Annotated in this window: 15 protein-coding genes and 3 pseudogenes; 12 read left to right on the forward strand and 6 right to left on the reverse strand. The window is 61.4% G+C overall.

Features of this window, described 5'->3' with window-relative positions; all coding sequences use genetic code 11:
* Positions 1 to 163 precede the first annotated feature (163 nt).
* A complete protein-coding gene (locus ACEN2T_RS02790) occupies positions 164 to 1,540 on the forward strand; it encodes a pyridoxal-phosphate dependent enzyme (RefSeq protein WP_442116266.1) in 1,377 nt (458 codons plus the stop codon).
* Positions 1,537 to 2,703 carry a cystathionine gamma-synthase gene (locus ACEN2T_RS02795; protein WP_442116267.1) on the forward strand — a complete coding sequence of 389 codons (1,167 nt, stop codon included), beginning with the start codon at positions 1,537 to 1,539 and terminating at the stop codon, positions 2,701 to 2,703. Before ACEN2T_RS02790 ends, ACEN2T_RS02795 begins: the two co-directional genes overlap by 4 nt.
* A gap of 124 nt (positions 2,704 to 2,827) precedes the next feature.
* Here ACEN2T_RS02795 and ACEN2T_RS02800 read toward each other — a convergent pair whose 3' ends face one another.
* Entirely contained in the window at positions 2,828 to 5,026 is a 2,199-nt protein-coding gene (locus ACEN2T_RS02800) for an OsmC domain/YcaO domain-containing protein (protein WP_032885296.1), read from the reverse strand.
* Positions 5,027 to 5,189: 163 nt separating this feature from the next.
* On the opposite strand from ACEN2T_RS02800, the pseudogene ACEN2T_RS02805 reads away from it, so the two are divergent.
* Positions 5,190 to 5,459: pseudogene (locus tag ACEN2T_RS02805) on the forward strand (PAS domain-containing protein); the annotation flags it as partial.
* Positions 5,460 to 5,810: 351 nt separating this feature from the next.
* Positions 5,811 to 6,755: pseudogene (locus ACEN2T_RS02810) on the forward strand (methyl-accepting chemotaxis protein); the annotation flags it as partial.
* A 128-nt stretch (positions 6,756 to 6,883) separates the two neighbouring features.
* On the opposite strand, the gene ACEN2T_RS02815 reads toward ACEN2T_RS02810, so the two are convergent.
* From ACEN2T_RS02815 to ACEN2T_RS02825, 3 genes are all read right to left on the reverse strand, one after another.
* Complete coding sequence (locus ACEN2T_RS02815) at positions 6,884 to 8,305, reverse strand: XAC2610-related protein (protein WP_442116268.1); 1,422 nt, start codon at positions 8,303 to 8,305, stop codon at positions 6,884 to 6,886.
* 85 nt (positions 8,306 to 8,390) lie between these two features.
* The gene (locus ACEN2T_RS02820) at positions 8,391 to 9,119 is read right to left on the reverse strand and encodes a hypothetical protein (RefSeq protein WP_442116269.1); all 729 of its coding nucleotides are present in this window, start codon (positions 9,117 to 9,119) and stop codon (positions 8,391 to 8,393) included.
* Between the two features lie 70 nt (positions 9,120 to 9,189).
* Positions 9,190 to 9,627: an HIT family protein gene (locus ACEN2T_RS02825; protein WP_442116270.1), complete on the reverse strand. Its 438-nt coding sequence runs from the start codon at positions 9,625 to 9,627 to the stop codon at positions 9,190 to 9,192.
* 263 nt (positions 9,628 to 9,890) lie between these two features.
* Here ACEN2T_RS02825 and ACEN2T_RS02830 point away from each other — a divergent pair, with 263 nt between their 5' ends.
* The 5 genes from ACEN2T_RS02830 to ACEN2T_RS02850 are packed head-to-tail and all read left to right on the forward strand — an operon-like array spanning position 9,891 to position 15,080.
* On the forward strand, positions 9,891 to 10,946 hold the full coding sequence (locus ACEN2T_RS02830; protein WP_442116271.1) for an AMP-binding protein: 1,056 nt from the start codon (positions 9,891 to 9,893) through the stop codon (positions 10,944 to 10,946).
* A gap of 11 nt (positions 10,947 to 10,957) precedes the next feature.
* Positions 10,958 to 11,734, forward strand: a complete 777-nt coding sequence (locus ACEN2T_RS02835) for an ABC transporter ATP-binding protein (protein WP_442116272.1) — start codon at positions 10,958 to 10,960, stop codon at positions 11,732 to 11,734.
* Positions 11,735 to 11,736: 2 nt separating this feature from the next.
* A complete protein-coding gene (locus ACEN2T_RS02840; RefSeq protein WP_032885303.1) occupies positions 11,737 to 12,618 on the forward strand; it encodes a branched-chain amino acid ABC transporter permease in 882 nt (293 codons plus the stop codon).
* A 23-nt stretch (positions 12,619 to 12,641) separates the two neighbouring features.
* Positions 12,642 to 13,709 (forward strand): branched-chain amino acid ABC transporter permease, encoded by a 1,068-nt coding sequence (locus ACEN2T_RS02845; RefSeq protein WP_095184622.1) that lies wholly within the window; start codon positions 12,642 to 12,644, stop codon positions 13,707 to 13,709.
* A 39-nt stretch (positions 13,710 to 13,748) separates the two neighbouring features.
* Entirely contained in the window at positions 13,749 to 15,080 is a 1,332-nt protein-coding gene (locus tag ACEN2T_RS02850; RefSeq protein ID WP_181643536.1) for an ABC transporter substrate-binding protein, read from the forward strand.
* Between the two features lie 131 nt (positions 15,081 to 15,211).
* On the opposite strand, the gene nirD is transcribed toward ACEN2T_RS02850, so the two are convergent.
* Both nirD and nirB read right to left on the reverse strand, forming a co-directional pair.
* Positions 15,212 to 15,574 carry a nitrite reductase small subunit NirD gene (gene nirD, locus ACEN2T_RS02855; RefSeq protein ID WP_099602330.1) on the reverse strand — a complete coding sequence of 121 codons (363 nt, stop codon included), beginning with the start codon at positions 15,572 to 15,574 and terminating at the stop codon, positions 15,212 to 15,214.
* Complete coding sequence (gene nirB / locus ACEN2T_RS02860; protein WP_442116273.1) at positions 15,574 to 18,117, reverse strand: nitrite reductase large subunit NirB; 2,544 nt, start codon at positions 18,115 to 18,117, stop codon at positions 15,574 to 15,576. The genes nirD and nirB overlap by 1 nt, the downstream gene beginning before the upstream one ends.
* Positions 18,118 to 18,730: 613 nt before the next feature.
* On the opposite strand from nirB, the gene ACEN2T_RS02865 reads away from it, so the two are divergent.
* The 3 genes and pseudogenes from ACEN2T_RS02865 to ACEN2T_RS02875 all read left to right on the forward strand — a co-directional run bounded on the left by ACEN2T_RS02865 (position 18,731) and on the right by ACEN2T_RS02875 (position 24,810).
* Positions 18,731 to 22,720: a molybdopterin-dependent oxidoreductase gene (locus tag ACEN2T_RS02865; protein WP_442116274.1), complete on the forward strand. Its 3,990-nt coding sequence runs from the start codon at positions 18,731 to 18,733 to the stop codon at positions 22,718 to 22,720.
* A gap of 230 nt (positions 22,721 to 22,950) precedes the next feature.
* Positions 22,951 to 23,955 (forward strand): annotated as a pseudogene (locus tag ACEN2T_RS02870) (cache domain-containing protein); the annotation flags it as partial.
* An 87-nt stretch (positions 23,956 to 24,042) separates the two neighbouring features.
* Entirely contained in the window at positions 24,043 to 24,810 is a 768-nt protein-coding gene (locus tag ACEN2T_RS02875; RefSeq protein WP_371260683.1) for a methyl-accepting chemotaxis protein, read from the forward strand.
* Positions 24,811 to 25,250: the final 440 nt, after the last annotated feature.

Genomic DNA, 25,250 nt, shown 5'->3' on the forward strand with positions numbered 1-25,250 from the left:
GGCGAGGCTATCCAGGGCTTCAATGCGCTCCGCCTGGCAGCGTCAGGCGCAATTGGCGCGTCGGCCCATGCGCCAAAAAAAGACAGCGAGCCGACGGCCCGGTTGCGACTCACCCAATACCGACCTAGTGTTTCATGTCTCCTCTGCGCACCCAGGTGACGCCATGCCTACACTCTCACGCCCCGCCGTACTCGAACTGATCGGCAACACGCCGTTGGTACGGGTCAGCCGCTTCGATACCGGCCCCTGCACGCTGTTCCTCAAGCTGGAATCCCAAAACCCCGGCGGTTCCATCAAGGACCGCATCGGCCTGGCCATGATCGACGCCGCCGAGCGTGACGGCCGCCTGCGTCCCGGCGGCACCATCATTGAGGCAACCGCCGGCAACACCGGCTTGGGCCTGGCGCTGGTAGGCAGGGCCAAGGGTTATCGGGTGGTGCTGGTGGTACCCGACAAAATGTCCACGGAGAAAGTGCTGCACCTCAAGGCCATGGGCGCCGAGGTGCATATCACCCGTTCCGATGTGGGCAAGGGCCACCCCGAGTACTACCAGGACATGGCTGCGCGTCTGGCCCAGGAGATTCCCGGCTCATTCTTCGCCGACCAGTTCAACAACCCGGCCAATCCCCAGGCTCACGAGACCAGCACCGCGCCGGAGATCTGGGCGCAAACCCAGCACGACCTGGATGCCATTGTGGTCGGCGTCGGTTCGGCAGGCACACTCACCGGCCTGACCCGATTCTTCAAGCGCGTGCAACCGGAGCTGGAAATGGTACTGGCCGATCCGGTGGGTTCGGTAATGGCTGAATACAGCCGCAGCGGCCAGTTGATAACACCCGGCTCGTGGGCCGTGGAAGGCATTGGCGAGGACTTCATTCCGTCGATTGCCGACCTGTCCAGCGTGCGCCACGCCTATTCCATCAGCGATGAAGAGAGCTTCGACCACGCGCGCCAACTGCTCAAGGCCGAGGGCATTCTCGGCGGTTCCTCCACCGGCACCCTGCTCGCCGCTGCCTTGCGCTATTGCCGCGAACAAACCACGCCCAAGCGCGTGGTTAGCTTTGTGTGCGACACCGGCACGCGCTATCTGTCGAAGGTCTACAACGACCAGTGGATGACCGACGCGGGGTTGCTGCATTACAAACACTACGGCGACCTGCGCGACCTGATCGCCCGCCGCTTCGAAGACGGCCGCGTGATCAGCGTGAGCCCCGACGACACCCTGCTCACCGCTTTCCAGCGCATGCGCCTGGCCGACGTGTCGCAACTGCCGGTGTTGGTCAACGGCCGCGAACTGGTGGGCGTGATCGACGAATCCGACATCCTGCTGGGCCTGCACCACGATGCCGCGCACTTCACGATGGTCGTCGCCAGCGCCATGACCGACAACCTGCAAACCCTGTCCCCCAGCGCCAGCCTGGCCGAATTGCAAACTGAACTGGATCGCGGCTTGGTCGCCATCATTGCCGATGCAGGAGGCTTTTATGGCCTGATCACCCGCGTCGACCTGCTCAACCACCTACGGAGGTCCCTTGCATGAGCCAGCCTGATAAAAGTGCGTTTGCCACCCGTGTGATCCACGCCGGGCAGTTCCCAGACCCAACCACTGGCGCGCTGATGCCGCCGATCTACGCCAACTCCACCTACCTGCAAGACAGCCCCGGCGTGCACAAGGGCTTCGACTACGGCCGCTCCCACAACCCCACGCGGTTTGCTCTGGAGCGTTGCGTGGCCGACCTTGAAGGCGGCAGCCAGGCGTTTGCCTTTGCATCCGGGCTGGCAGCGATTTCCACGGTGCTGGAACTGCTGGATGCGGGCGCCCATATCGTTTCCGGTAACGACCTCTATGGCGGCACCTTTCGGCTGTTCGACAAGGTGCGCCAACGCAGCGCCGGGCATCGTTTCAGCTTTGTCGATTTGAGTGATGTAAGGGCGTTTGAAGCATCCTTGCAGGACGACACGCGCATGGTCTGGGTCGAAACCCCGAGCAACCCGCTGCTCAGCCTCACCGACTTGGCCGCCATCGCAGGTATCTGCCGCAATCGCGGGATCATCTGCGTGGCTGACAACACCTTCGCCAGCCCCTGGATCCAGCGCCCGCTGGAGCTGGGCGTTGATGTGGTGGTGCACTCCACCACTAAATACCTCAACGGCCATTCCGATGTGATCGGCGGTATCGCCATTGTCGGTGACAACCCCGAATTGGCTGATCGCCTGGGTTTCCTGCAGAACTCAGTGGGCGCCATCGCTGGCCCCTTCGACGCGTTCCTGACCCTGCGCGGCGTGAAAACGTTGGCCCTGCGCATGGAGCGTCATTGCAGCAACGCGCTGGACCTGGCCACCTGGCTGGAGCAACAACCGCAAGTGGCGCGGGTCTATTACCCAGGCCTGGCATCCCACCCGCAGCACGAACTGGCACGCCGGCAAATGCGCGGGTTTGGTGGGATGATTTCAGTGGATTTGAACAGCGACCTGGCGGGCGCCACCCGCTTTCTGGAACACGTGAACATCTTCGCCCTGGCCGAAAGCCTGGGAGGTGTGGAAAGCCTGATCGAACATCCGGCGATCATGACCCATGCCAGCATCCCGGCGGCGACGCGGGCGCAGCTGGGGATTGGCGACGGGTTGGTGCGGTTGTCGGTGGGGGTTGAGGATGTGGAGGATCTACGAGCGGACCTGGCGCAAGCCTTGGCCCGTATATAACCCCCCCAAAAAACAACGATCAAACGTGGGAGGGGGCTTGCTCCCGATAGCGGCGTGTCAGGCACTGAATATTTGTCTGAACCACCGCCATCGGGAGCAAGCCCCCTCCCACATTGGGTATGCGTTACACCTGGACGATGTTGGCACGCGCCGAATGCAGCTTCTTGTAGCTGTCAATCAAACGCAAATGCCGGTCCAAGCCTTCCAGCTTGATGCTGGTCGGCGTCAACCCATAGAACCGCACACTGCCATCGACCGAGCCGATCACCGCATCCATTCGCTCATTACCAAACATGCGGCGGAAGTTGGCTTCGTAATCCGCCAAGTCCAAGTCGTCGTCCAGTTCCATCTCCAGCACACCGTTCAACGCCTGGTAGAACAGGCCGCGCTCGGCGGTGTTGTCGTTGTACTGCAGGAACATCTCCACGCACTCCTTGGCCTCTTCATATTGCTGCAAGGCCAGGAAAATCAGCAGCTTCAACTCCAGGATGGTCAGTTGGCCCCATACCGTGTTGTCGTCGAACTCGATGCCGATCAAGGTGGTGATGTCGGTGTAATCGTCCAGCTCGCTTTCGATCAGGCGCTCGACCAATGCCTGCAATTCTTCCGTGTCCAGGCGATGCAGGTTGAGAATGTCCTCGCGGAAGAACAGCGCTTTGTTGGTGTTGTCCCAGATCAGGTCGTCCACCGGGTAGATTTCCGAGTAATCCGGCACCAGGATGCGGCAAGCGGTGGCGCCGAGGTGCTCGTACACCGCCATATAGGCTTCTTTGCCCATGCCTTCCAGGATGCCGAACAAGGTCGCAGCCTCTTGGACGTTGGAGTCTTCGCCTTCACCGGAGAAGTCCCACTCGACAAACTCGTAGTCCGATTGCGCGCTGAAGAAGCGCCACGACACCACACCGCTGGAGTCGATGAAGTGCTCGACGAAGTTGTTCGGCTCCGTCACCGCCTGGCCTTCGAAGGTCGGCTGCGGCAAGTCGTTCAAACCCTCGAAACTGCGGCCTTGCAGCAATTCGGTGAGGCTGCGCTCCAGCGCCACTTCCAGGCTCGGGTGGGCACCGAACGAGGCGAATACCCCGCCGGTGCGCGGGTTCATCAGGGTCACACACATCACCGGGAATTCGCCGCCCAGGGATGCATCCTTGACCAGCACCGGGAAGCCCTGGGCTTCCAGGCCTTCGATGCCCGCCACAATGCTTGGGTATTTGGCGAGCACCTCAGCCGGCACGTCCGGCAGGGCAAATTCACCTTCGATGATTTCACGCTTGACCGCGCGCTCGAAAATCTCCGAAAGGCACTGCACCTGGGCTTCAGCCAGGGTGTTGCCCGCGCTCATGCCGTTGCTGAGGTAGAGGTTTTCGATCAGGTTGGACGGGAAGTACACCACCTCGCCATCGGACTGGCGCACGAACGGCAGCGAAACAATGCCGCGCGCTTCGTTGCCGGAGTTGGTGTCGAACAGATGCGAACCGCGCAGCTCGCCTTCGCGGTCGTAAACCTTGCGGCAATAAGCGTCGAGGATTTCAGTCGGCAGCTCGTCGTTGGGGCCTGGCTGGAACCAACGCTCGTCCGGGTAATGCACGAACGGCGCGTTGGCCAGTTCTTCACCCCAGAATTGGTCGTTGTAGAAGAAGTTGCAGTTGAGCCGCTCGATGAATTCGCCCAATGCCGACGCCAGCGCGCCCTCTTTGGTCGCGCCCTTGCCGTTGGTGAAACACATTGGCGAGTGCGCATCGCGGATATGCAGCGACCACACGTTGGGCACGATATTGCGCCACGAGGCGATCTCGATCTTCATGCCCAGGCCGGCAAGGATCCCGGACATGTTGGCGATGGTCTGTTCCAGCGGCAGGTCCTTGCCCGCGATGTAGGTGCCCTGCTCCGACAGGCTGCTGGGCATCAACAAGGCCTGGGCGTCGGCGTCGAGATTTTCCACCTCTTCGATCACAAATTCGGGACCGGCCTGCACCACTTTTTTCACCGTGCAACGGTCGATGGAGCGCAGGATGCCCTGGCGGTCCTTATCGGAGATATCCGCGGGCAACTCGACCTGGATCTTGAAGATCTGGTTATAGCGGTTTTCCGGGTCGACGATGTTGTTCTGGGACAGGCGGATATTGTCGGTGGGGATGTTGCGGGTCTGGCAGTACAGCTTCACAAAGTACGCCGCGCACAGCGCCGACGATGCCAGGAAGTAGTCGAAGGGCCCCGGTGCCGAACCATCGCCCTTATAGCGAATAGGTTGGTCGGCAATCACCGTGAAGTCATCGAACTTGGCTTCAAGCCGGAGGTTGTCGAGAAAGTTGACCTTGATTTCCATGGGGGCACACCAGAATTACGGGCTAAACAAAAATGGCCGCCATTATGAGGTTTTTCATCGATAAGTTTCAGGCTTTTGACCAATGGCTGGCGAAATAGCCGATGTGGATTAATCTTCTGCACGTTGGCGCCGATGCACTGTGTGCAACCAGGGAGTAGCCGGAATGCGCAACAACCAGCCAGTAACACAACGTGAGATTTCACTCGCGCCTTCGCAAAAACTTATCTCCGCCACCGATATTCACGGGGGCATCACTTACTGCAACGACGCCTTTGTCGAAATCAGCGGTTTTGAACGGGCCGATCTGATCGGCGCGCCGCAGAACATCGTGCGTCACCCCGATGTCCCGCCGGCCGTGTTTGCCCATATGTGGCGTGCGCTCAAGCAAGGCCTGCCGTGGATGGGCATCGTCAAGAACCGCTCGAAAAACGGCGACCATTACTGGGTTAACGCCTACGTCACACCGATCTTCCACGGCCGCGAAGTCGTTGGCTTTGAATCGGTGAGGGTCAAGCCCAGCGCCGATGAAATCCGCCGGGCGCAGGTGCTGTATCGCCGCCTCAGCCAAGGCAAATCCAGCGCGCTGCTTAAGGACACTTGGCTGCCCGCAGCGTTGAGTGCCGTGCCGTACGTGGCCACCGGTATCGCCGGCAGCATTGCCGGGCTTTTCCTCAGTGCACCGATCGCCATTGCGGTGGCCGTGGCCGTTGCCGTGCCGGTGGGTATGCTCTGCTCACGCGTACGCCAAGGCAGCACCTTGCGCCTGCTGGCGGGTGTCGAGCCCTCGACGTCGGATGCCTTGATTGCCCAGATGTACAGCGACGCCAGCGGCCCCCAGGCACGCCTGGAAACCGCGTTCCTCAGCCAAAACTCGCGCCTGAAAACCTGCCTCACACGCTTGCAGGACAGTGCCGAACAACTCAGCGCCCTGGCCGGGCAATCGGATCAGTTGGCCACCGCCAGCTCCAAAGGCCTGGATCGCCAACGCGTTGAAACCGAGCAGGTCTCGGCGGCCGTCAACCAGATGGCTGCGACCACCCAGGAAGTCGCCAGCCATGTGCAGCGCACCGCCGACGCCACCCAGCAGGCCAACGTGCTGACCGGACGTGGCCGTGAAGTCGCGCGTGATACCCGCCTGGCCATTGAGCGCTTGTCCGCCGTCGTGGGCGAAACCGGCACCACCGTGGCGCAGTTGGCCAAGGACAGTGACGAAATCGGCAGCGTGGTGGACGTGATCAAAGGCATCGCCGATCAAACCAACCTGCTCGCCCTCAACGCCGCCATCGAAGCGGCCCGCGCCGGTGAGCAAGGCCGCGGGTTTGCCGTGGTGGCCGATGAAGTGCGCCAACTGGCGCAGCGTACCTCCCAATCCACCACTCAAATCCACGCGCTGATCACTCAGTTGCAGGCATCGTCCAACAATGCCGTGCAAAGCATGGAAAACGGCCAACGCCAGGCGCAGGAAGGCGTAGCCTGGGTGCTGGAAGCAGACCAGGCGTTGGTCGGCATCAGCGAAGCGGTGTCTCATATCACCGAAATGACCACCCAGATCGCCGCCGCCACTGAGGAACAAAGCGCGGTCGCCGAGGAGATCAGCCGCAACATCACCACTATCGCGGAGCTGGCTGACCAGACGTCGATACAAGCCCATCAATCCACCGACCTTAGCAAGCAGCTGACCAATACGGCGGCCACTCAATATGCGTTGGTAGAACGCTTTAACCGCTAACCCCGCAACGCGAGGCCGCCCGCCAGCTGGGCGGCCTCGCTTGCACCGGGATGAATATCGTGGCGCTCAGCCCGCGAGCAGGCTGTAACGCCAGGCGCATTTCTATGGGGCCGGTCTGATTGGGGCAGTCACTGGGTTTGTCCAGGCTGTTGCTTGCGATACATCCCCGTGAAGTAATCCGGAAAGTCCGGCGCCGAGTTGTGGTTGATCACCGCAAAACCCTTCACCAGTTGAATGTGATACGGGCCGGCGCGCCGGGTCGCCAACGGCTCGCGCACGATAATCAGGTTTTCGGTTTCCATCGGCACGCTGTGGTGCGCGCTGACGATGACCTTGTCGGTACCGGTTTCCTTGAGCGTTACGGTGTACTCCGCCACTTCGCGGCCCTGGGCATCGCGGTCGGGGAGGATCTTCAGGTCCAGGTCGCCGTCACGGTCGAGGAAGTCGTTGCGCATCTGGTAGTGACCGTCACGCTGATCGCGGGCAACGTCACCGAGTTTCTTGTACTCAGGCTCACGGTCCTCGCGATGCAGTTGGATTTGCAACTCTGGCTTGTCACCCTGGGCGCCACTGACCCACGTGCCGGAGTAAGCATAGGGCTCGACGGTTTCCCGCGTGATTCGCCAGATGCCGGTTTGATGACCATCGTCGGCATATTCGTGCAGGTAGACAAACGACTGGTCGCCGTATTCACCCAACTCGCCTACCAGCTTGATTGGCTTGCCGCTGCCGCTTTTGGTGTAGCGCAATTCACCAATCAACACCGCGCCCTGTTGCTGGTACCAGAGTTGCACCGGGATCTTGCCGTTGAGGGTGCCGGCCAGGAACTCAGGATCCTCATTGACCGGCCCTTCGAGCCTTGGGGTTTCCAGCCACTGGCCGTCCTTCCACTCACCGGTGGTGCGCAGCATGTAGCCGCTGGGCATGCTGTTGTTGGCGTCATCGTCCGTCGCAGGCACTTGGGCCTGGGTGTACGCGCTGAGCCTCACCAACTCACCGTCGCGCATCTGATAGCGGCTGGCGCGGGTCCAGCAGCAACCCTGGTCGGTCTGCGAATGGATAACGCCGTCCTTGGGATTGACTGAAAACATACCGCCGGAGGTTTCGTTCGCAAGATCGGTCAGGGGGCCGTTGAGCACCCACTGCGTCTTGTGCGGGTCTTGCAGGTACACATCGTAACTGGACTGGAAGTCTTTATCCGCGCCGGTGCCATTGCGGATCGCCAAGTCCTGGCGGCCATCCTGATTGATGTCGGCAAAGTAGACCACGCCGTTCTCGCCCATCAAACGCCAGTCGACGGTTTTACCATTCTGGTCCAGCGGCACCTGGGCGTCCGGAGTCTGCAATTGCTGGAGGATTTCGAGGGTAGTTGCGTCGCGTACCGTGATCAGGGCTCGCGCCAGGTACTGCAAGTCCTGCGGCACCTGCGGGAACAACACTTCGACCAGGTATTTGCCGCTCGGGTCATTGACCGAGAACGAACGAGGCTCGGCCATGGCCGGGGCCGCCAGGGTCATGGAGAGGAGCACAGCGCTGACGAGCGAACGCATTCAAAGCATCCTTGCTGAAATTCGGGGGCGGCAGTGTAGCGGTTTCGCTGGCGGCTATGTGACGTACCCCACGAGCGAAGGGTACCTAAAGCATTTCATCGCAGCGTTTAGCGTGCCGTTCGAGGGCGAAATCCACCAACGCATCTGCAATACCGCCATGCTGTACCCACACAGCTTCCCCCTTATTGACCTTACTGCGCAGCTTGTTCAAGTTGATGCTTTTCTGCCCACGTAATTGCTCTCGGTCAAGAATGTAGAAGCTCCAGTTATCGAGTTCCAACACCGATTTCACCAACGCCTGCTTATTGAGCTTGAACCGCGCTTTCTCCCTCGGCAGTGCACGAGATGGATTGGGGTTCCACTTATCATGAAGACGCTCGTTCTCCTGACACTTTTTATTATCCAGTGCCAGATAAGCGAAGATGTAAAAGTCTGACCAATGCTCAGCGGGCAGCGGACTATTGGAGACACAATCGAATCCTTCAGCGAAGGAGGTATCGAACACCTGAGATTTGCTATAGGAGTCTTTCGATTTAACTTGAATAGTGAATTTTTCATCATTCATGAAAAACACGAGGTCATGAACATCGCCTTCCATCTTGGTTGAAAAATGCGATGTGGGTACCTGGAAATCGGGAGTAGGCATGTTGAACAGCGCCCGATACACCAAAAACTCTGCCAGATAACCTCGTAGCAGGGGGTTATCCAATGCTGAAAAACCCCAGCCCCAGAAAGCCGTTAGAAACCCAGGTTCTATGGGTCTCCCCGATTGAGTCAACGGTTCTGTTCCAGTCAACGGATCGAGTAGATTCATATTTCTAAGTGCACTCTTCACGCGAAAGTTAATAAAAGTTGGCGCCAATGCGGCTGCACGCTCTCGCCTCTCAACTGGGTTGACGCAGCAACCGCTCGATGGCCTTGCGCAAATCCCCATGCACCTCTTCGGCATAAGGCACAGCATTCTTCCAGTCATAAAACCATGCCGGCATCCGGCACTTGTCGTCGGGTTCCGAGGCGTAGCGCGGGAATATATGGCAGTGCAACTCAGGCTCGGAGTTGCCCAGGATTTCGTAATTCATGCGCTGGGCGTCGGTGGCGTGCAACACCGCATCACCGAGGCGCGCCATGTCCAGCAGGTAAGTCGCGCGGGCTTCGGTATCCAGGTCGTTCAAACTCGCGACCACCGGATCGGGCAGCAGCAGGCAGTAGCCCGGCAGAAACTGCACATCCCCCATCACCGCCCAGCCCGAGGCCATGCGGCAGATAACCTTCTCATTGGCGCCGATGCGGGCCAGGGCTACGCGTTCCGTGATCAGTGGCATGTAGGGTCCTTGATGGGGGCAAGATGCGGGCGGCATTTTAACGCTTGCCCCCTGCTTTTCAGCAACGGGAACAGTCCAAGGGAGTTACCTGACAGGCCACCTGAGGAAACGCCTGTTGCCCCACCAACAGCAGTTGCACAGCTTGTGCTGAATCCAAACAGGCTCTCCTTTTTAAAATTAAACGTATCCCTTTGAAATAAAAGCATTTATCCCCCTGGCATGGCGCGTGCAATCACCTTTGCATCGACCCAAAGGACACACCCATGCCCCAGACACTGCCCCAGGCGCTGCTGCATCAAGCCCACACCCGAGGGTCGGCGATTGCCTTGCGTTACAAGCGCCTGGGCATCTGGCAAGAGCGACGTTGGAGCGAGCTGGCAGACGACATACGCCAACTCGCCGCAGCCCTTCACCAGCGGGACTTCGGGCCTGACGATGATCTGCTGATCATCAGTCAAGCGCGCCCCGAAGCCTTGCTGCTGGCACTGGCCGCGCAGTGGTTGGGGGGGAGTGTCACGCTGCTCGATCCCGAGCGCGACAATCGTGCGCTGCTGGTGCAACTGCGGCCGACATTTGTTCTCGCCGAAAACGCCGAGGCGATTCCGTCAATCAGTGGGCCCGGTGTGGTGGTGTACCTCGATGGGCGCGGTCTGGATCAACACAAAGGCCCCCACTTGGTCGCTTATGCGGACTTGCGCACGGACCTCCCTGCCCCGGCGTGCGCCGCTCAGTCAACTGCCCTCGCCTTTGTGTTCCACGCCGATACCTGCGTGCAATTGACCCACGGGCAGTTGCTCATGGACGCGCGCACTTTGGTGGCCCGCGAACACCTCGACGCCAATGAGGAAGCCCTGGCCGCGCGGGTTTTCGCCGCCAGCGGGCAGGCGCGCTACTTGCTGGCGCCCTGGCTGCACGCTGGTTTTCGCCTGAACTTCCCCGAAGCCCTGGCCACCCGGGACACCGACCGCCGCGAGCTGGGCCCAACCTTGGTGCTGGGCACCCGTGAATCCTACGGCCGTCTGGAACAGTGGGCTCGTGAGCGCCTGCCGCTGCCGGGCACATTCAGTCATCGCCTGTACCGCTGGGCGATGCAGCCAACCCCATCGATCATTCGCCGCTGGCTGGGCCACTGGCTGGTGCGTCGACCATTGCTCGATGTGCTGGGCATGAGCCGCTTGCGCGTGCCCTTGCTGGTAGGGCCAGCGTTGAGCCCGGACAGTGCGGCGTTCTTTACCGCCCTGGGCATCGATCCCGGCCGTTGGCAAGAGCCAGCGCCCCAACACCAACCCGCCGACCAACGACTGCCTCACGCTGTCTGACGAGCCCAACCATGCATGCAACCACTCAAGCGGTCTTACTGCGGCTCGATGACATTACCCTGTCGTTCAAGGGCATCAAGGCCATCACCTCCATCAGTTTCGACGTCAAGGCCGGGGACATCTGCGGGCTGATCGGCCCTAACGGCGCCGGCAAGAGTTCGCTGCTCAATGTGATCAACGGCGTTTACCACCCCCAAAGCGGCAGCATCCACTACGCCGGCCACACCCGACGGCGCATGCGCGCGCATCAGGCGGCCGAAGGCGGGATTGCGCGAACCTTCCAGAACATCGCGCTGTTCAAGGGCATGAGCGTGCTCGACAACGTGCTCACCGGGCGCAACCTCAAGCGCCGCAGCAACTGGATCGAGCAGATGCTGCGCCTGGGCCGAGCCCCGCGCGAGGATGACGCGCACCGCCTGCACGCCGAAAAAGTCATCGCGTTTTTGCAGATCCATCCCTGGCGACACGTGCTGGTGGGCACCCTGCCCTATGGCCTGCAAAAGCGTGTCGAACTGGCCCGCGCCCTGGCGTCCGAGCCGACCCTGTTGCTGCTGGATGAGCCCATGGCCGGTATGAACGCTCAGGAGAAAGCCCAGATGAGCCAATTCATCCGCGACATCAACCGCGAGTTCGGCACCACCGTGGTGCTGATCGAGCACGATATCGGTGTGGTCATGGGCTTGTGCGACCACGTAGTGGTGCTCGACTACGGCCGCAAGATCGGCGACGGCACGCCCGAGCAAGTGCGCGCCAACCCCGATGTCATCGCCGCCTATCTGGGAACTTGAGCATGGAATTTTTCTTTGAGGTGCTGATCGGCGGCCTGTTGGCGGGCGTGATGTATTCCCTGGTGGCGATCGGTTTTGTGCTGATCTACAAAGCCTCGGGCGTCTTCAACTTCGCCCAGGGCGCCATGGTGCTGTTCGCCGCACTGACCTTTGTCAGCCTGCTGGAGCGCGGCTTTCCGTTTGTCTTCGCGTTTTTGCTGACCCTGGTGAGCATGGTGGTGCTTGCGCTGCTGATCGAGAAAGTGGTGCTGCGGCCCCTGGTCAATCGCCCGCCGATCATCCTGTTCATGGCCACCCTTGGGCTGTCCTACATGATCGAAGGCTTCGCGCAATTCCTCTGGGGTGCGCAGGTGCATGGCCTGGATTTGGGCATTGCCGACGAGCCGCTGGAAATCCGCGGCATGCTGCTCTCGCAGTTCGACCTGTTCGCTGCCGGCACCGCCGCCGCGTTGGTGCTCGCCCTGTCATTGCTGTTCAACAAAACCCGTATCGGCCTGTCGCTGCGTGCAGTCGCAGACGACCCGCTGGCGTCCATGGCGGTGGGCATTCGCCTGCCGCGCATCTGGGCCCTGGTGTGGGCCGTGGCGGGGTTTGTCGGGCTGGTGGCCGGGTTGCTTTGGGGCGCGCGATTGGGGGTGCAATTCTCGTTATCGCTGGTGGTACTCAAGGCATTGCCGGTGCTGATCATCGGCGGATTTTCGTCCATCGGCGGCGCGATTGTCGGCGGCTTGATCATCGGCGCGAGCGAAAAAATCGCCGAGATCTACCTCGGCCCGATCATCGGCAGCGGCATTGAAAACTGGGTGCCTTACGTCCTTGCCTTGCTGTTCTTGCTGGTGCGCCCTGCCGGGTTGTTCGGCGAGCGCGCCATCGAACGGGTCTGATCGTTTTTTGAGGAAATGCCTGCATGCTGTATCAAGAAGTCGGTCAAATCAGTACCTCCTACGCGGCCGAGCGCCGCACCTTTCGCCTGCGCCAGGACCGCATCGCACTGTGGCTACTGCTGGGCTTTGCCTTTGTGGTGATGCCGTGGCTGGGCAACGACTACTGGTTCAGCGCGATCCTCGTGCCGCTGCTGGTGCTGTCCCTGGCCGGCCTCGGCCTGAACCTGCTGACTGGCTACGCCGGGCAACTCTCTCTGGGCTCGGCGGCGTTCATGGCGGTGGGCGCATTTGCCGCCTACAACCTGCAATTGCGCGTACCCGGTTTGCCGCTGCTGGTGAGCTTTGGCCTGGGCGGCGTGATCGCTGCGCTGGTGGCGGTGTTCTTCGGTCTGCCGAGCCTGCGCATCAAGGGCTTTTACCTGTTGGTAGCGACCCTGGCCGCCCAGTTCGTGGTGGAGTGGGTACTGACCCGCTTCAGCTGGTTTACCAACGACAACGCGTCCGGCGTAATCACCTCACCGCCATTGCTGATCGCTGGGGTTGATTTCAGCTCGCCGTGTGGCCGCTACCTGCTGACCCTCAGCGTGGTCGTGGCGCTGTTCTGGCTCGGTAAAAACCTGGTGCGCAGTGAGCTGGGCCGCAACTGGATGGCCGTGCGAGACATGGACACCGCCGCCGCCGTGATCGGCATTCGACTGCTCAAGGCCAAGCTGCTGGCGTTTGCCATCAGCGGCTTCTACCTGGGCGTCGCGGGCTCATTGTGGGCCTTCGCCTACCTGGGCACGGTGGAGCCGCACGGCTTCGACCTGAGCCGCTCATTTCAGGTGCTCTTCATCATCATTATCGGCGGTCTGGGCAGTGTGCTCGGCAACGTCCTCGGCGCGGCCTTCATCGTGTTGTTCCCGATCCTGCTGGGCAACCTCTTCGCGTTGCTGCCGGCCGGATTGATGGACGCCGGCCAGCTGGAAAACCTTCAGAAGATGCTGTTCGGTGCACTGATCATCACCTTCCTGATCAAGGAACCGGAGGGGCTGGCCCGACTGTGGCAGCGCTTTCGTCAACGGGCCAGGGTATGGCCGCTGCGTTACTAACTTACTAACCCCCGAGCTGAACCCCGAGGAACTGCCTCCATGAGACACCCCGCACCGCTGCGCCGCCTGGCCTTGGGCCTGGCCTTGATCACCGCCACGCTCACGGGCACCGTCCAGGCCGCCAACGAACAATACTTTCCGTTGCAAAGCTATCGGGTCGGGCCCTATGCCGCCGGTGGCACCGGTTTCTTCGGTGGGTTTATCGACTACCTGCAATACATCAACGCCAACGGCGGCGTGAACGGCGTCAAGTTGACCTGGAGCGAATGCGAGACCGAGTACGTTGTGGAAAAAGGCGTCGAATGCTACGAGCGCCTCAAGGGCGGTCTCAACGGTGCGCCAGCAGCGGCCACCAACCCGCTGTCGGTGGGCATCGCCTACGCCACGCTGGATCGCTCGACCGCCGACAAACTACCGCTGATCACCATCAACCACGGACGCACCGACTCCACCGACGGCAGCGTCTTCCCCTACGTGTTCCCGTTGCAGCTCAACCCGTATTCGGAAGTCTCGGCGATCATCAACTACATCGGCCAGCGCGAAGGCGGTGCCGACAAACTCAAGGGCAAGAAAATCGCCGTGCTCTACCACGGCTCGCCGTACGGCAAGGAAACCAACGGGGTACTGGAAACCCTGGCCAAAAATTCCGGCTTCGAATTGACCCTGCTGGAAGTGCCACACCCTGGCAACGAGCAACAATCGCAGTGGCTGAACATTCGCCGTCTCAAGCCGGACTGGGTGATCCTGCGCGGCTGGGGCGTGATGAACCCGGTGGCGCTCAAATCTGCGCAAAAAGTCGGTTACCCGGCTGATCACATCATCGGCAATATCTGGAGCAACTCGGAAGAAGACGTGTTGCCGGCCGGCAACGCAGCCAAGGGTTTTATCTCTATTACCACCCACCCGTCCGGCACCGATTTCCCAGTGCTGCAAGGCATCAAGCAAAGCGTGGTGGACGCGGGCAAAGGCAACCTGGCCGATCCGAAGCGCTTCGGCACGGTGTACTACAACCTCGGTGTGGTGAACGGCATTCTCAACGTCGAAGCCGTGCGCCTGGCCCAGGAAAAATACGGCCACCAGCCCCTCACTGGCGAACAAGTACGCTGGGGTTTCGAACACCTGAACTTGGACGATGCACGTCTTCAGGCCCTGGGCGCAAAAGGCCTGGTGCAACCGCTGAAACTGTCCTGCGCCGACCATGAAGGCGGCGGCGCGGTACGCTTCCAGCAGTGGGATGGCCAGCGCTGGAACCTGATCAGCGATTGGGTACAAGCCGACCGCGCGCTGCTGCGGCCGATCATCGAAGCCTCGGCGGCGCAGTACGCGAAGGAGAAAGGCATTACCCCGCGTGATTGCAGCAAAGAGCAGTAGGATTTCTCAGCTGCGAAGCAGTTTTATGTGGGAGGGGGCTTGCTCCCGATAGCAGTGGTTCAGCCATACCGATATTGACTAACACACCGCCATCGGGAGCAAGCCCCCTCCCACACTTGGACCGAGGTCGATCAGCTCACTGCGAGTTCCACCACGCCCTCATTCAATCGCACCGGCCACACCTGCAATCGCTGGTGCGGCGACTCCAGGCACTGGCCGTCCTGCAAGCGGTAATGCTGCTTATAGATCGGCGCAGCCACCACCAAATCGCCCTTGATACTGCCGACCAATCCACGGCCAATTACATTCGCCCCCGACTCGGGGTCATGGTTGTCGATGGCGAACAGCGTCTGCTCCTGCGCACCCGGCAGGTAGAACAGCGCCACTTGAGCGCCGTCCAACCACACCACTACGCCGGAGTTGCTCACCAGGTCTTGCTCACTGCACACCCCTTTCCAGGTGGACAGGTGGTGCTGAGTGTCAGGCTGGCTCATCAGGCAATCTCCTCGATGACGGGAATCAGGTTGAGTTCGGTGGCCATGATCGGCCGGCGCTGGCCGCGTTCCTGGACAAAGTGGATGTCCGGGTCGGGGCGTTTGTCGTTGACGAAGGTGCGGAAGCGCTTGAGTTTTTCCGGATCTTTGAGGGCGTTGGCCCACTCGCATTCGTAGCGGTCGACGACCAGCTGCATCTGCGCCTCCAGCTCCGCGCCCAGGCCGAGGCTGTCGTGCAGGATTACGTCTTTGAGGAAATCCAGGCCACCTTCCAGGCTTTCGCGCCACACAGAGGTACGTTGCAGTTTGTCGGCGGTGCGGATGTAGAACATCAGGAAGCGGTCGATGTACTGGATCAACGTGGCGTCGTCGAGGTCAGTAGCGAACAGTTCGGCATGGCGCGGACGCATGCCGCCGTTGCCCGCGATGTAAAGGTTCCAGCCCTTCTCGGTGGCGATCACGCCCACGTCCTTGCTCTGGGCTTCGGCGCATTCACGGGTGCAGCCGGACACCGCGAACTTGAGTTTGTGCGGCGAACGCAGGCCCTTGTAGCGATCCTCGATCAGCAGCGCCATCTTCACGCTGTCCTGCACGCCGTAGCGGCACCAAGTGCTGCCCACGCAGGACTTCACCGTACGCGTGGATTTGCCATACGCGTGCCCGGTCTCAAAGCCAGCGGCGATCAGCTCGGCCCAGATATCCGGCAGTTCATGCAACTGCGCGCCAAACAAGTCGATGCGCTGGCCGCCGGTGATCTTGGTGTAGAGGTCGTATTTCTTCGCCACTTCACCGATCACGATCAGCTTGTCGGCCGTGATTTCACCACCGGGAATCCGTGGCACCACCGAGTAGGTGCCGTTCTTCTGCATGTTGGCCATGAACGTGTCGTTGGTGTCCTGCAACGGCACCAACGAGGCGTCCATGATTGGCTGGTTCCAGCACGACGCCAGGATCGAACCCACCGCCGGTTTGCACACGTCGCAACCGGTGTGGCCACGGCCGTGTTTGGCCAGCAGTTCTTCGAAGGTGGTCACCGCTTCCACACGCACCAGGGCATAGAGCTCCTGACGGGTGTAGGCGAAGTGTTCGCAAAGGCTCTTGTCGACGCTGACGCCACGGGCAATCAACTCGTGTTCAAACACTTGCTTGAGCAAGCCCGCGCAACCGCCGCAACCGGTGCAAGCCTTGGTCTGGGATTTGAGCAGGCCGAGGTCGCTGCAACCGCCGTCGATGGCCGAGCAAATCGCGCCTTTGGTCACGTTGTGGCAGGAACACACCGTGGCCGATTCCGGCAACGCGCCTGGGCCGAGGGTCGGTGCACCGGCGGACGACGGCAGGATCAGGCTGGCCGGTTCCGCAGGCAGTGCAATCGCGTTCTGCGTGTATTGCAGCAACGTGTCGTAGTAGCTGTTGTCGCCAACCAGCACTGCGCCGATCACATGCTTGCCCGATGCGTCCACCACCAGGCGCCGGTAACTGGCGCTGGCCTCGTCGATGAACTGATAGCTGCGCGCACCCGGCGTGTGGGCATGGGCATCGCCGATGGAACCCACGTCCACGCCGAGCAGTTTGAGCTTGGTGGACATGTCGGCACCGACAAAGGGCTCGGCGACCTGGCCGCATAACAATGCGGCTACCCCACGGGCCATCTGGTACCCCGGTGCGACCAGGCCGAACAGGCTGCCGTTCCACGACGCGCACTCGCCAATCGCGTAGATGTGCGGGTCGCAACTCAAGCATTCATCGTTGATCACCACCCCGCCACGCGGACCAATCTCCAGGCCAGCCTGGCGCGCCAGGGCGTCCTGTGCGCGGATGCCGGCGGAGAACACGATAAGGTCGGTTTCGAGGAATTCGTCGTTGGCAAAGTTCATGCGATAGCGGTATTGCTCGCCAGCGCTGATCGACTGCGTGGCACGGGACAGGTGCACGCCGACGCCCAGCCGTTCGATCTGGGCCTTGAGCGCCAGGCCGCCGAAATCATCCAACTGCACTGGCATCAAGCGCGGTGCGAACTCCACCACATGGGCTTCCAGGCCCAAGCTTTTCAGGGCGTTGGCGGCTTCCAGGCCCAGCAGGCCACCGCCCACCACCACACCACGTCGGGCATTGGCTGCCGCTGCACGGATGGCATCAAGGTCGTGCAAGGTGCGATACACCAACCGCGAATCCCCTTCGGCGCCTTCGATCGGCGGCACGAACGGATAGGAGCCGGTGGCCAGGACCAATGTGTCGTAGGCCACGCAGCCCTGAGCCGTGATCACCTCACGGCGAACGCGGTCGATCTCCAGCACCGGCACGCCCAGGTGCAACGTCACTCCCGGCGTCTGGTACAGCGACGCCTCGGAAAGTGCCAACGACTCGGCATCGCGGCCCGTGAAATACTCGGACAGGTGCACACGGTCATAGGCGCGCATCGGCTCTTCGCTGAACACATGCAGGTGGTAGTGTTGCAGCGCGCCGCGCTCGATCAGTTGCGCCACACAATGGTGACCGACCATGCCATTGCCAACGACGATCAGGGTTTTCATCGGTTTGTTCATATCAGCACCTGACAACATTCATCACGGTTTAAAAAGCAAAAAAAAACGCCTGAAACCTTGCGGTTCCAGGCGTCTTTGCCTGTTCTTATGCGGGATCTGTTCGGACGACTTCGCCGGATCCATCGCTTTATGCCCATGACCTCAATGGCCTGTCGATCGTCGTTGACCGAGTGGGGTTGACGGGGAGCTTGCAGGCTCTGTGCCAATCGGCCGCGGAGCCGTACGTGGCGCCGCTGCAGTCCCCTCGCGTTGCCTGAACAGCGTGGATTGCGCATCCAACTGGTGCGTGTTGCATCAAAAAGGCGCACTTGCATCATCAATTTCCAGGCTGATGAGTGTTGGGGCTGCTTCGCAGCCCAGCGCGGGCGGTGCGACGATTCGACTAGCCCGCACACCCCAACAGCCAGCTCACCAGAACAACCCGGTTCTTCACAAAAAAGCACCCATTGCAGCGTTTGAAAAAACCTGGCGCGTGACTTGCTAGGAACACCTGCATAAAGCAGTCAACGCTGATTGCCCATTCACGACAAAGGCGCCGTGCAACCCCCGTTTCCAAACGGAGGGTTGCAGGGCGCTTTTTTGTTGGCGGGTAAAAAAGTTTAGAGGGTGACGGATGGCAAACCAAAGCGTACGTAGCGTGTGTCCTTATTGTGGCGTCGGCTGCGGCATCGTGATGCAAGTGGAAAACAATAAGGTGGTCAAGGTGATCGGCGACAAGGCCCACCCCACCAACGTTGGCCGCCTGTGCACCAAAGGCACTACGTGCGGCCAAGCCATCGCCGAGTCCGGGCGCATGGAAAACGCTTACCTGCGTGAGCAGCGCGATCACGACCCGGTGCGGGTCGCCATGGACACCGCCATCAGCGAAACCGCCGGCCGTTTGCGCCATATCCTCGACCGTGACGGCCCCGATGCGTTGGCGTTCTACGTGTCCGGACAAATGTCCCTGGAGGCGCAGTACCTGATCAACAAATTGGCCAAGGGGTTTGTGCGCACCCGCAATATCGAATCCAACTCGCGGTTGTGCATGGCCAGTGCCGGCAGCGGCTACAAGCTGTCCCTCGGTTCCGACGGGCCACCGGGTTCCTATGAAGACTTTGACCGCGCCGACCTGTTCTTCGTGATCGGCGCCAATATGGCTGACTGTCATCCGATTTTGTTCCTGCGCATGATGGACCGGGTCAAGGCCGGGGCGAAGCTGATCGTGGTCGACCCCCGGCGCAGCGCCACCGCCGACAAAGCTGATCTGTACCTGCCGATCAAACCCGGCACCGACCTCGCGCTGCTCAATGGCCTGCTGCACCTGCTGGTGAAAAACGGCCACACCGACCCCGGCTTTATCGCCACGTTCACCGAAGGTTGGGAGGTTATGCCCGGTTTTCTTGAGGACTACCCGCCGCACAGCGTCGCTGCCATCACGGGTTTGGCCGAAGCGGATATCCGCCAAGCCGCCGACTGGATCGGCCAGGCCGCCGAGTGGATGAGCTGCTGGACCATGGGGCTCAACCAAAGCACCCACGGCACCTGGAACACCAACGCCCTGTGCAACCTGCACCTGGCCACCGGCGCGATTTGCCGCCCCGGCAGCGGGCCGTTTTCCCTCACCGGCCAACCCAATGCCATGGGCGGCCGCGAAATGGGCTACATGGGCCCGGGCCTGCCAGGACAGCGCTCGGTCATGGTCGACGCCGACCGCACATTTATCGAAGACCTCTGGCAAATCCCGCCTGGCCACCTGCCGCGCCAAGCCGGCAACGGCACCGTGGCGATGTTCGAACAGATGGCCGCCGGGCAGATCAAAGCCTGCTGGATCATCTGCACCAACCCGGTGGCCAGCGTGCCCAATCGCCAGACCGCTATCGACGGTTTGCGCACAGCAGAACTGGTGATCACCCAGGACGCCTACCTCGACACCGAGACCAACCGCTACGCCGACATCCTGCTGCCCGGCGCGCTGTGGGCCGAGGCCGAAGGGGTGATGATTAATTCCGAGCGCAACCTGACCCTGATGCAAAAGGCCGTCGATGCACCCGGTGAAACCTTGCCGGACTGGCAGATCATCGCCCGGGTCGCCTGTGAAATGGGCTTTGCCGACGCGTTCACGTATGCCAGCGCCGCCGACGTTTTCGAAGAAATCAAACGCGCCTGGAACCCCAAGACCGGCTATGACATGCGCGGCGCCAGCCATGCGCGCCTGCGTGAACAACCGTTGCAATGGCCTTGCCCTTCAGCCGACGGCGCAGACCGAAACCCGATCCGCTACCTGAATACCGGCACGCTCAGATTCGCCACCGACAGCGGCAAAGGCCAATTCTTCCCGCGCCCCCATATGCCGCCTGCGGAAATGCCCGACGAATGCTTCCCTTTCGTGCTCAACACCGGCCGCCTGCAGCACCAGTGGCACACCCTGACCAAGACCGGCAAAGTCGCCACCCTGAACAAACTCAACCCCGGCCCGTTCGTGGAGATCCATCCCGACGATGCCGCGCGCCTCGGCATCACGGCCAAGGATCCGGTGGAGGTGCGCTCCTTGCGCGGGCGTGCCGTGCTGCCTGCGGTGATCACTGACCGCGTGCGGCCCGGCAACTGCTTTGCGCCCTTCCACTGGAACGATGTGTTTGGCGAGCACCTGGCGATCAATGCGGTGACCAACGATGCCGTCGACCCGACTTCCCTGCAGCCCGAGTTCAAGTGCTGCGCGGTCGCGCTGGCCCGAGTCGAGCTGATCGACCATCAATTCCTCGACCAACCGGCGCCCACTTCCCATGACCTTCCGGAGGACCTCACCATGTCGCGCCTTGACGCCTTCGCTGATCTCACCGGTATCCGTAACAGGCCGGCGCCGTCACTGAGCGACAGTGAACGCACCTACCTCGCCGGCTTCCTCAGTGGCCTGCACTCCAGCGCCGCGCGGCAGGACGCTGGCGTCCCGGTGATGCCGGCAAGCGCGCCATTGGCCCAGGACACCCGCTTATGGCTGGACGGGTTGCTCGGTGGTTTGTTCAGTCGCACAGGCGCTGCACCACTCCCCTCCCCGGACGTCACCCTGTTGTGGGCCTCGCAGACCGGCAACGCCGAAGCCCTGGCCGAGCGCTTCGCCAAACGCCTGCGCGAAGCGGGCATCAGCGTGGAACTGAGCGCCATGGCGGACTTCCCGACGAGCAAACTGGCGAGTACCCAGAACCTGGCGCTGATCAGCAGCACCTTTGGCGACGGCGACCCACCGGACAATGGCGAAGGTTTCTGGCACAGCCTCAGCACCGTCGACACGCGCCTGGAGTCCCTGCGCTTTGCCGTACTGGCCCTGGGTGATCCGAATTACGACCAGTTTTGCAGGCACGGCAAAAGGCTTGATCAGCGCCTAGTGGAACTGGGGGCGACGCGCCTGCTGGAACGCGTCGACTGCGATACCGAATTCGAAGAACGCGCCGATGCCTGGCTGACGAAGTTGCAGCAAACCCTCAACCCGGCAAAGCCCGTCACACTGGCCGCCACACCCGCCGGCAAAACCAAACTGCATCAATCACGCCTGCTGCTCAACCGGCACCTGAACCCCCAGAACGCCCACAAGGAAACTCGCCAATTCGCCCTGGACCTGGCGGACTCCGGCCTGACCTACGAAGCCGGAGACGCCCTCGGCGTGCGGCCGCGCAACTGCCCGGAACTGGTGAGCGAACTGCTGGAGCTGACCCACCTGAGCCCTAGCGCCTCGGTAAACATCGACACCTTTGGTGAGGTATCGCTGCAACAGGCGCTGACCCAGCACTTCGAGATCGCCCGTCCTGGCAGCGAGACCCTGGCCTTTATTGCCGAGCGCAGTGCCAATCCGGGCCTGGAACAACTGCTGCGGCCCGAGCGCAAGGCTGAACTCAAAGACTGGCTATGGGGCCGACAGCTCACGGATGTGTTGCAGCAATATCCCATCGACTGCTCGGCGGACGAGCTACTGGGCACCCTCAAACGTCTGCAACCGCGTCTGTATTCGATTGCCTCCAGTGCCAAGGCCCATCCCCACGAAGTGCACCTGACGGTGGCCGCCGTGCGTTATGGCAAGCGCAAAGGCGTGTCCTCCACCTTCCTCGCCGACCGCGTCGGCGACGGCGAAGTGCCGGTGTTTGTGCAGCCGTCCAAACACTTCCGCACGCCCAACGACGGCGATGTGCCGATGATCATGATCGGTCCCGGCACCGGTGTGGCGCCGTTCCGTGCGTTCTTGCAGGAGCGTCGGGCCCTGGGGCATCAGGGCCGTAACTGGCTGTTTTTTGGCGAGCAGTACGCCGCCAGCGATTTTTATTACCAGGACGAACTGCAAGGCATGCAGCGCGACGGCCTGCTCACCCATCTGAGCCTGGCGTTTTCCCGCGACCAAGCGCAGAAGATCTACGTGCAGGACCGCATCCGCGAACACGGCGCCGAGCTGTGGCGCTGGTTGCAGGACGGCGCCAAGCTGTACATCTGCGGGGATGCCCGCCATATGGCCAAGGACGTTGACCAGGCACTGCGCCAGGTCGCAAATACCCACGGCGGACTGGGCGTAGAGGACGCCGTGGAGTACTGGCGCCAACTGAGTGAGCAGAAGCGTTATCTGCGTGATGTCTACTGATTGGATACAGAACAATCACCGATTGTATTGTGTACAAAAAACCCTAAAGATTTGCCGGCATCTAGCCGAAACAACGGTGATAGCAAATCGCCGCGCTGCGGGTGCAGAACGCGACGGTTTCACCACCCTCCGTGCTGATGGTCGTCTCGATGAAAATAAAAAATAAGCTTGTACTGGCGTTTGTCTCTGTCGCGTTTATCCCGGTCAGCCTGGTGGCGGTGATCTCTGTCATGAACACGCGGACCCAGGCGGTCGATCAGTTCATTGACGGCAGCACCCGCGAAATCCGCCAGATCGATGGCAATATCCGTCAGTTCTTCGACGGCACGCTGCAGAACGTCGATCAAATGGCCACGGATCCTGTATACACCTCCGTCAACACCCTCAAGAATTACCAACCCGCCGACGCTGCCAGCCAACCGATGCCTGCGGCCGCGCAAGAGGTGATCGACCGATTCGCCCGGTTTGGCGCCACCCATCCGGCGGCGGCCATCCTGTCCATCGGCCTGGAAGACGGCACCTACGTCAAATGGCCCGATGATCCACAACTGGCTAAATACGATCCACGCACACGCCCCTGGTACAAAGCCGCGATGGCCAGCCCCGGCAAGACCGTACGCACCCCGGCGTACTATTACGACAAAGACGACGTGGCCCTGGTGGGCACCGCGCGGGCATTGCTGGATAACGCCGGCAAGGCCAAGGGGGTGTTCGTGGTCAGCGTGTCGCTGAAGAACCTCACCGAGTTGGTCAAGAGCATCAAGCTCGGCGAAAGCGGCTATGTAATGCTGATCGAGGACGGTGTGGTGCTGGTCGACCCGCGCGACGCCGCCCACAGCTTCAAGCCGCTCAAGGAGTTGGGTGCCGCCTATGCGCACTTGGCCGAGACACCCCAGGGTTCTACCGAAGTGGAAATCAACGGCGTGCGCTACATGGCCAACGTGTGGACCTCTCCCGGCCTGGGCTGGCGCTATATCGGCCTGATCGAACACCGCGAAGTCATGGCCGAAGCCACGCGCATGACCTACCTCACCGCCGTCATCGTCGGCGTGCTGGTGCTGATCTTCGGCGTGCTCGCGGCGGCGTTTTCCAAAGTGATCGTCAAGCCCATCGGCCAGGTCAGTACCGGTTTGCAGTCGATTGCCGAGGGTGAAGGCGACCTGCGCCACGAACTGCACGTGCAGGGCAAGGATGAAACCGCTGAACTCGCTGGCTGGTTCAACAAGTTCCTCGCCGCCATCCGCCAATTGATCCAGCACATCGGCGCGGCCTCGGCCAATTTGCACAACGCCTCCAAGGTCAACAGCGAAGTGGCGCACAACATGAACGAAGCCGCCGGGCGCCAGCGTGAGGCCGTGGAACTGGTGTCCACCGCATTCAACGAAATGGTCGCCACCGCTAACGAAGTCGCGCGCTCCTGCAGCAGCGCGGCAGAGTCGGCGGAGAACGGCCATCGCCGTGTGGCCGAGGGCAAGCAACAGATCGAAGTCACCACCGATAACGTCAACCGCCTAGGCCGCCGTCTGACCGAGTCGTCCGACGCCATGGTCGAACTCGAAGCCGGCAGCCGCAGCATCAACCAGATCATCGGCACCATCCGCGCGATTGCCGAACAGACCAACCTGCTGGCGCTCAACGCCGCCATCGAAGCAGCCCGCGCCGGTGATCAGGGTCGTGGTTTTGCGGTAGTGGCCGATGAAGTACGGGCGCTGGCCAAGCGCACCTCCGACTCCACCGGCGAAATCGAAAACCTGCTGGGCACCCTGGAAAACAAGACCCAGGAAGTCACGCAAAAAATGGGCAGTTGCCTGGACCTGTCACGGGCCAGTGTGTCGTCCATTGAAAGCGCGCGGGACAGCTTTGAAGGCATCCAGTTGTCGGTCAACGAGATCCGCGACCAGAACCTGCAAATCTCCGCCGCCGCCGAGGAACAACACAGCGTGGCCGAAGAAATCAACCGGCATATCCAGCAGATCTACGACGAAGCGCGCCTGGTGGAAAGCCTGGCCAACTCAGCGCAGGACGACTCGGGGCGCTTGTCGAATTTGTCGGATGAGCTCAATGGGTTGGTGGGACGCTTCAAGTCCTGAGGGTTGGCAAGCACATTTATCAACGCTGGGAGCGGGCTTATCGAATCGTCGCACCGCCCGCGCCGGGCTGCAGAGCGGCCCCAATAAGACCGCCGTGATTTCTTAGTAAAACCGCGTTGGCAGGCTTTGGGGCTGCTTCGCAGCCCAGCGCGGGGCAAGCCCGCTCACCACAGGGTTATGTGTTGGTCTTTAGGAAGTGTGGAGATGGCCATGCTGCAATGGCCGTGGGCATCTACACATCTGTGGTGAAGACATAACCTGAGAAAACGACGCTCTTGTGGTGAGCGGGCTTGCCCCGCGCTGGGCTGCGGAGCGGCCCCACTAAGACCGCCGTGATTTCTTAGTAAAACCGCGTTGGCAGGTTTTGGGGCTGCTTCGCAGCCCAGCGCGGGGCAAGCCCGCTCACCACAGGGTTATGTGTTGGTCTTTAGGAAGTGTGG

Source organism: Pseudomonas sp. W22_MBD1_FP4 (assembly GCF_052113765.1).
Taxonomy (GTDB): Bacteria; Pseudomonadota; Gammaproteobacteria; order Pseudomonadales; family Pseudomonadaceae; genus Aquipseudomonas; species Aquipseudomonas sivasensis.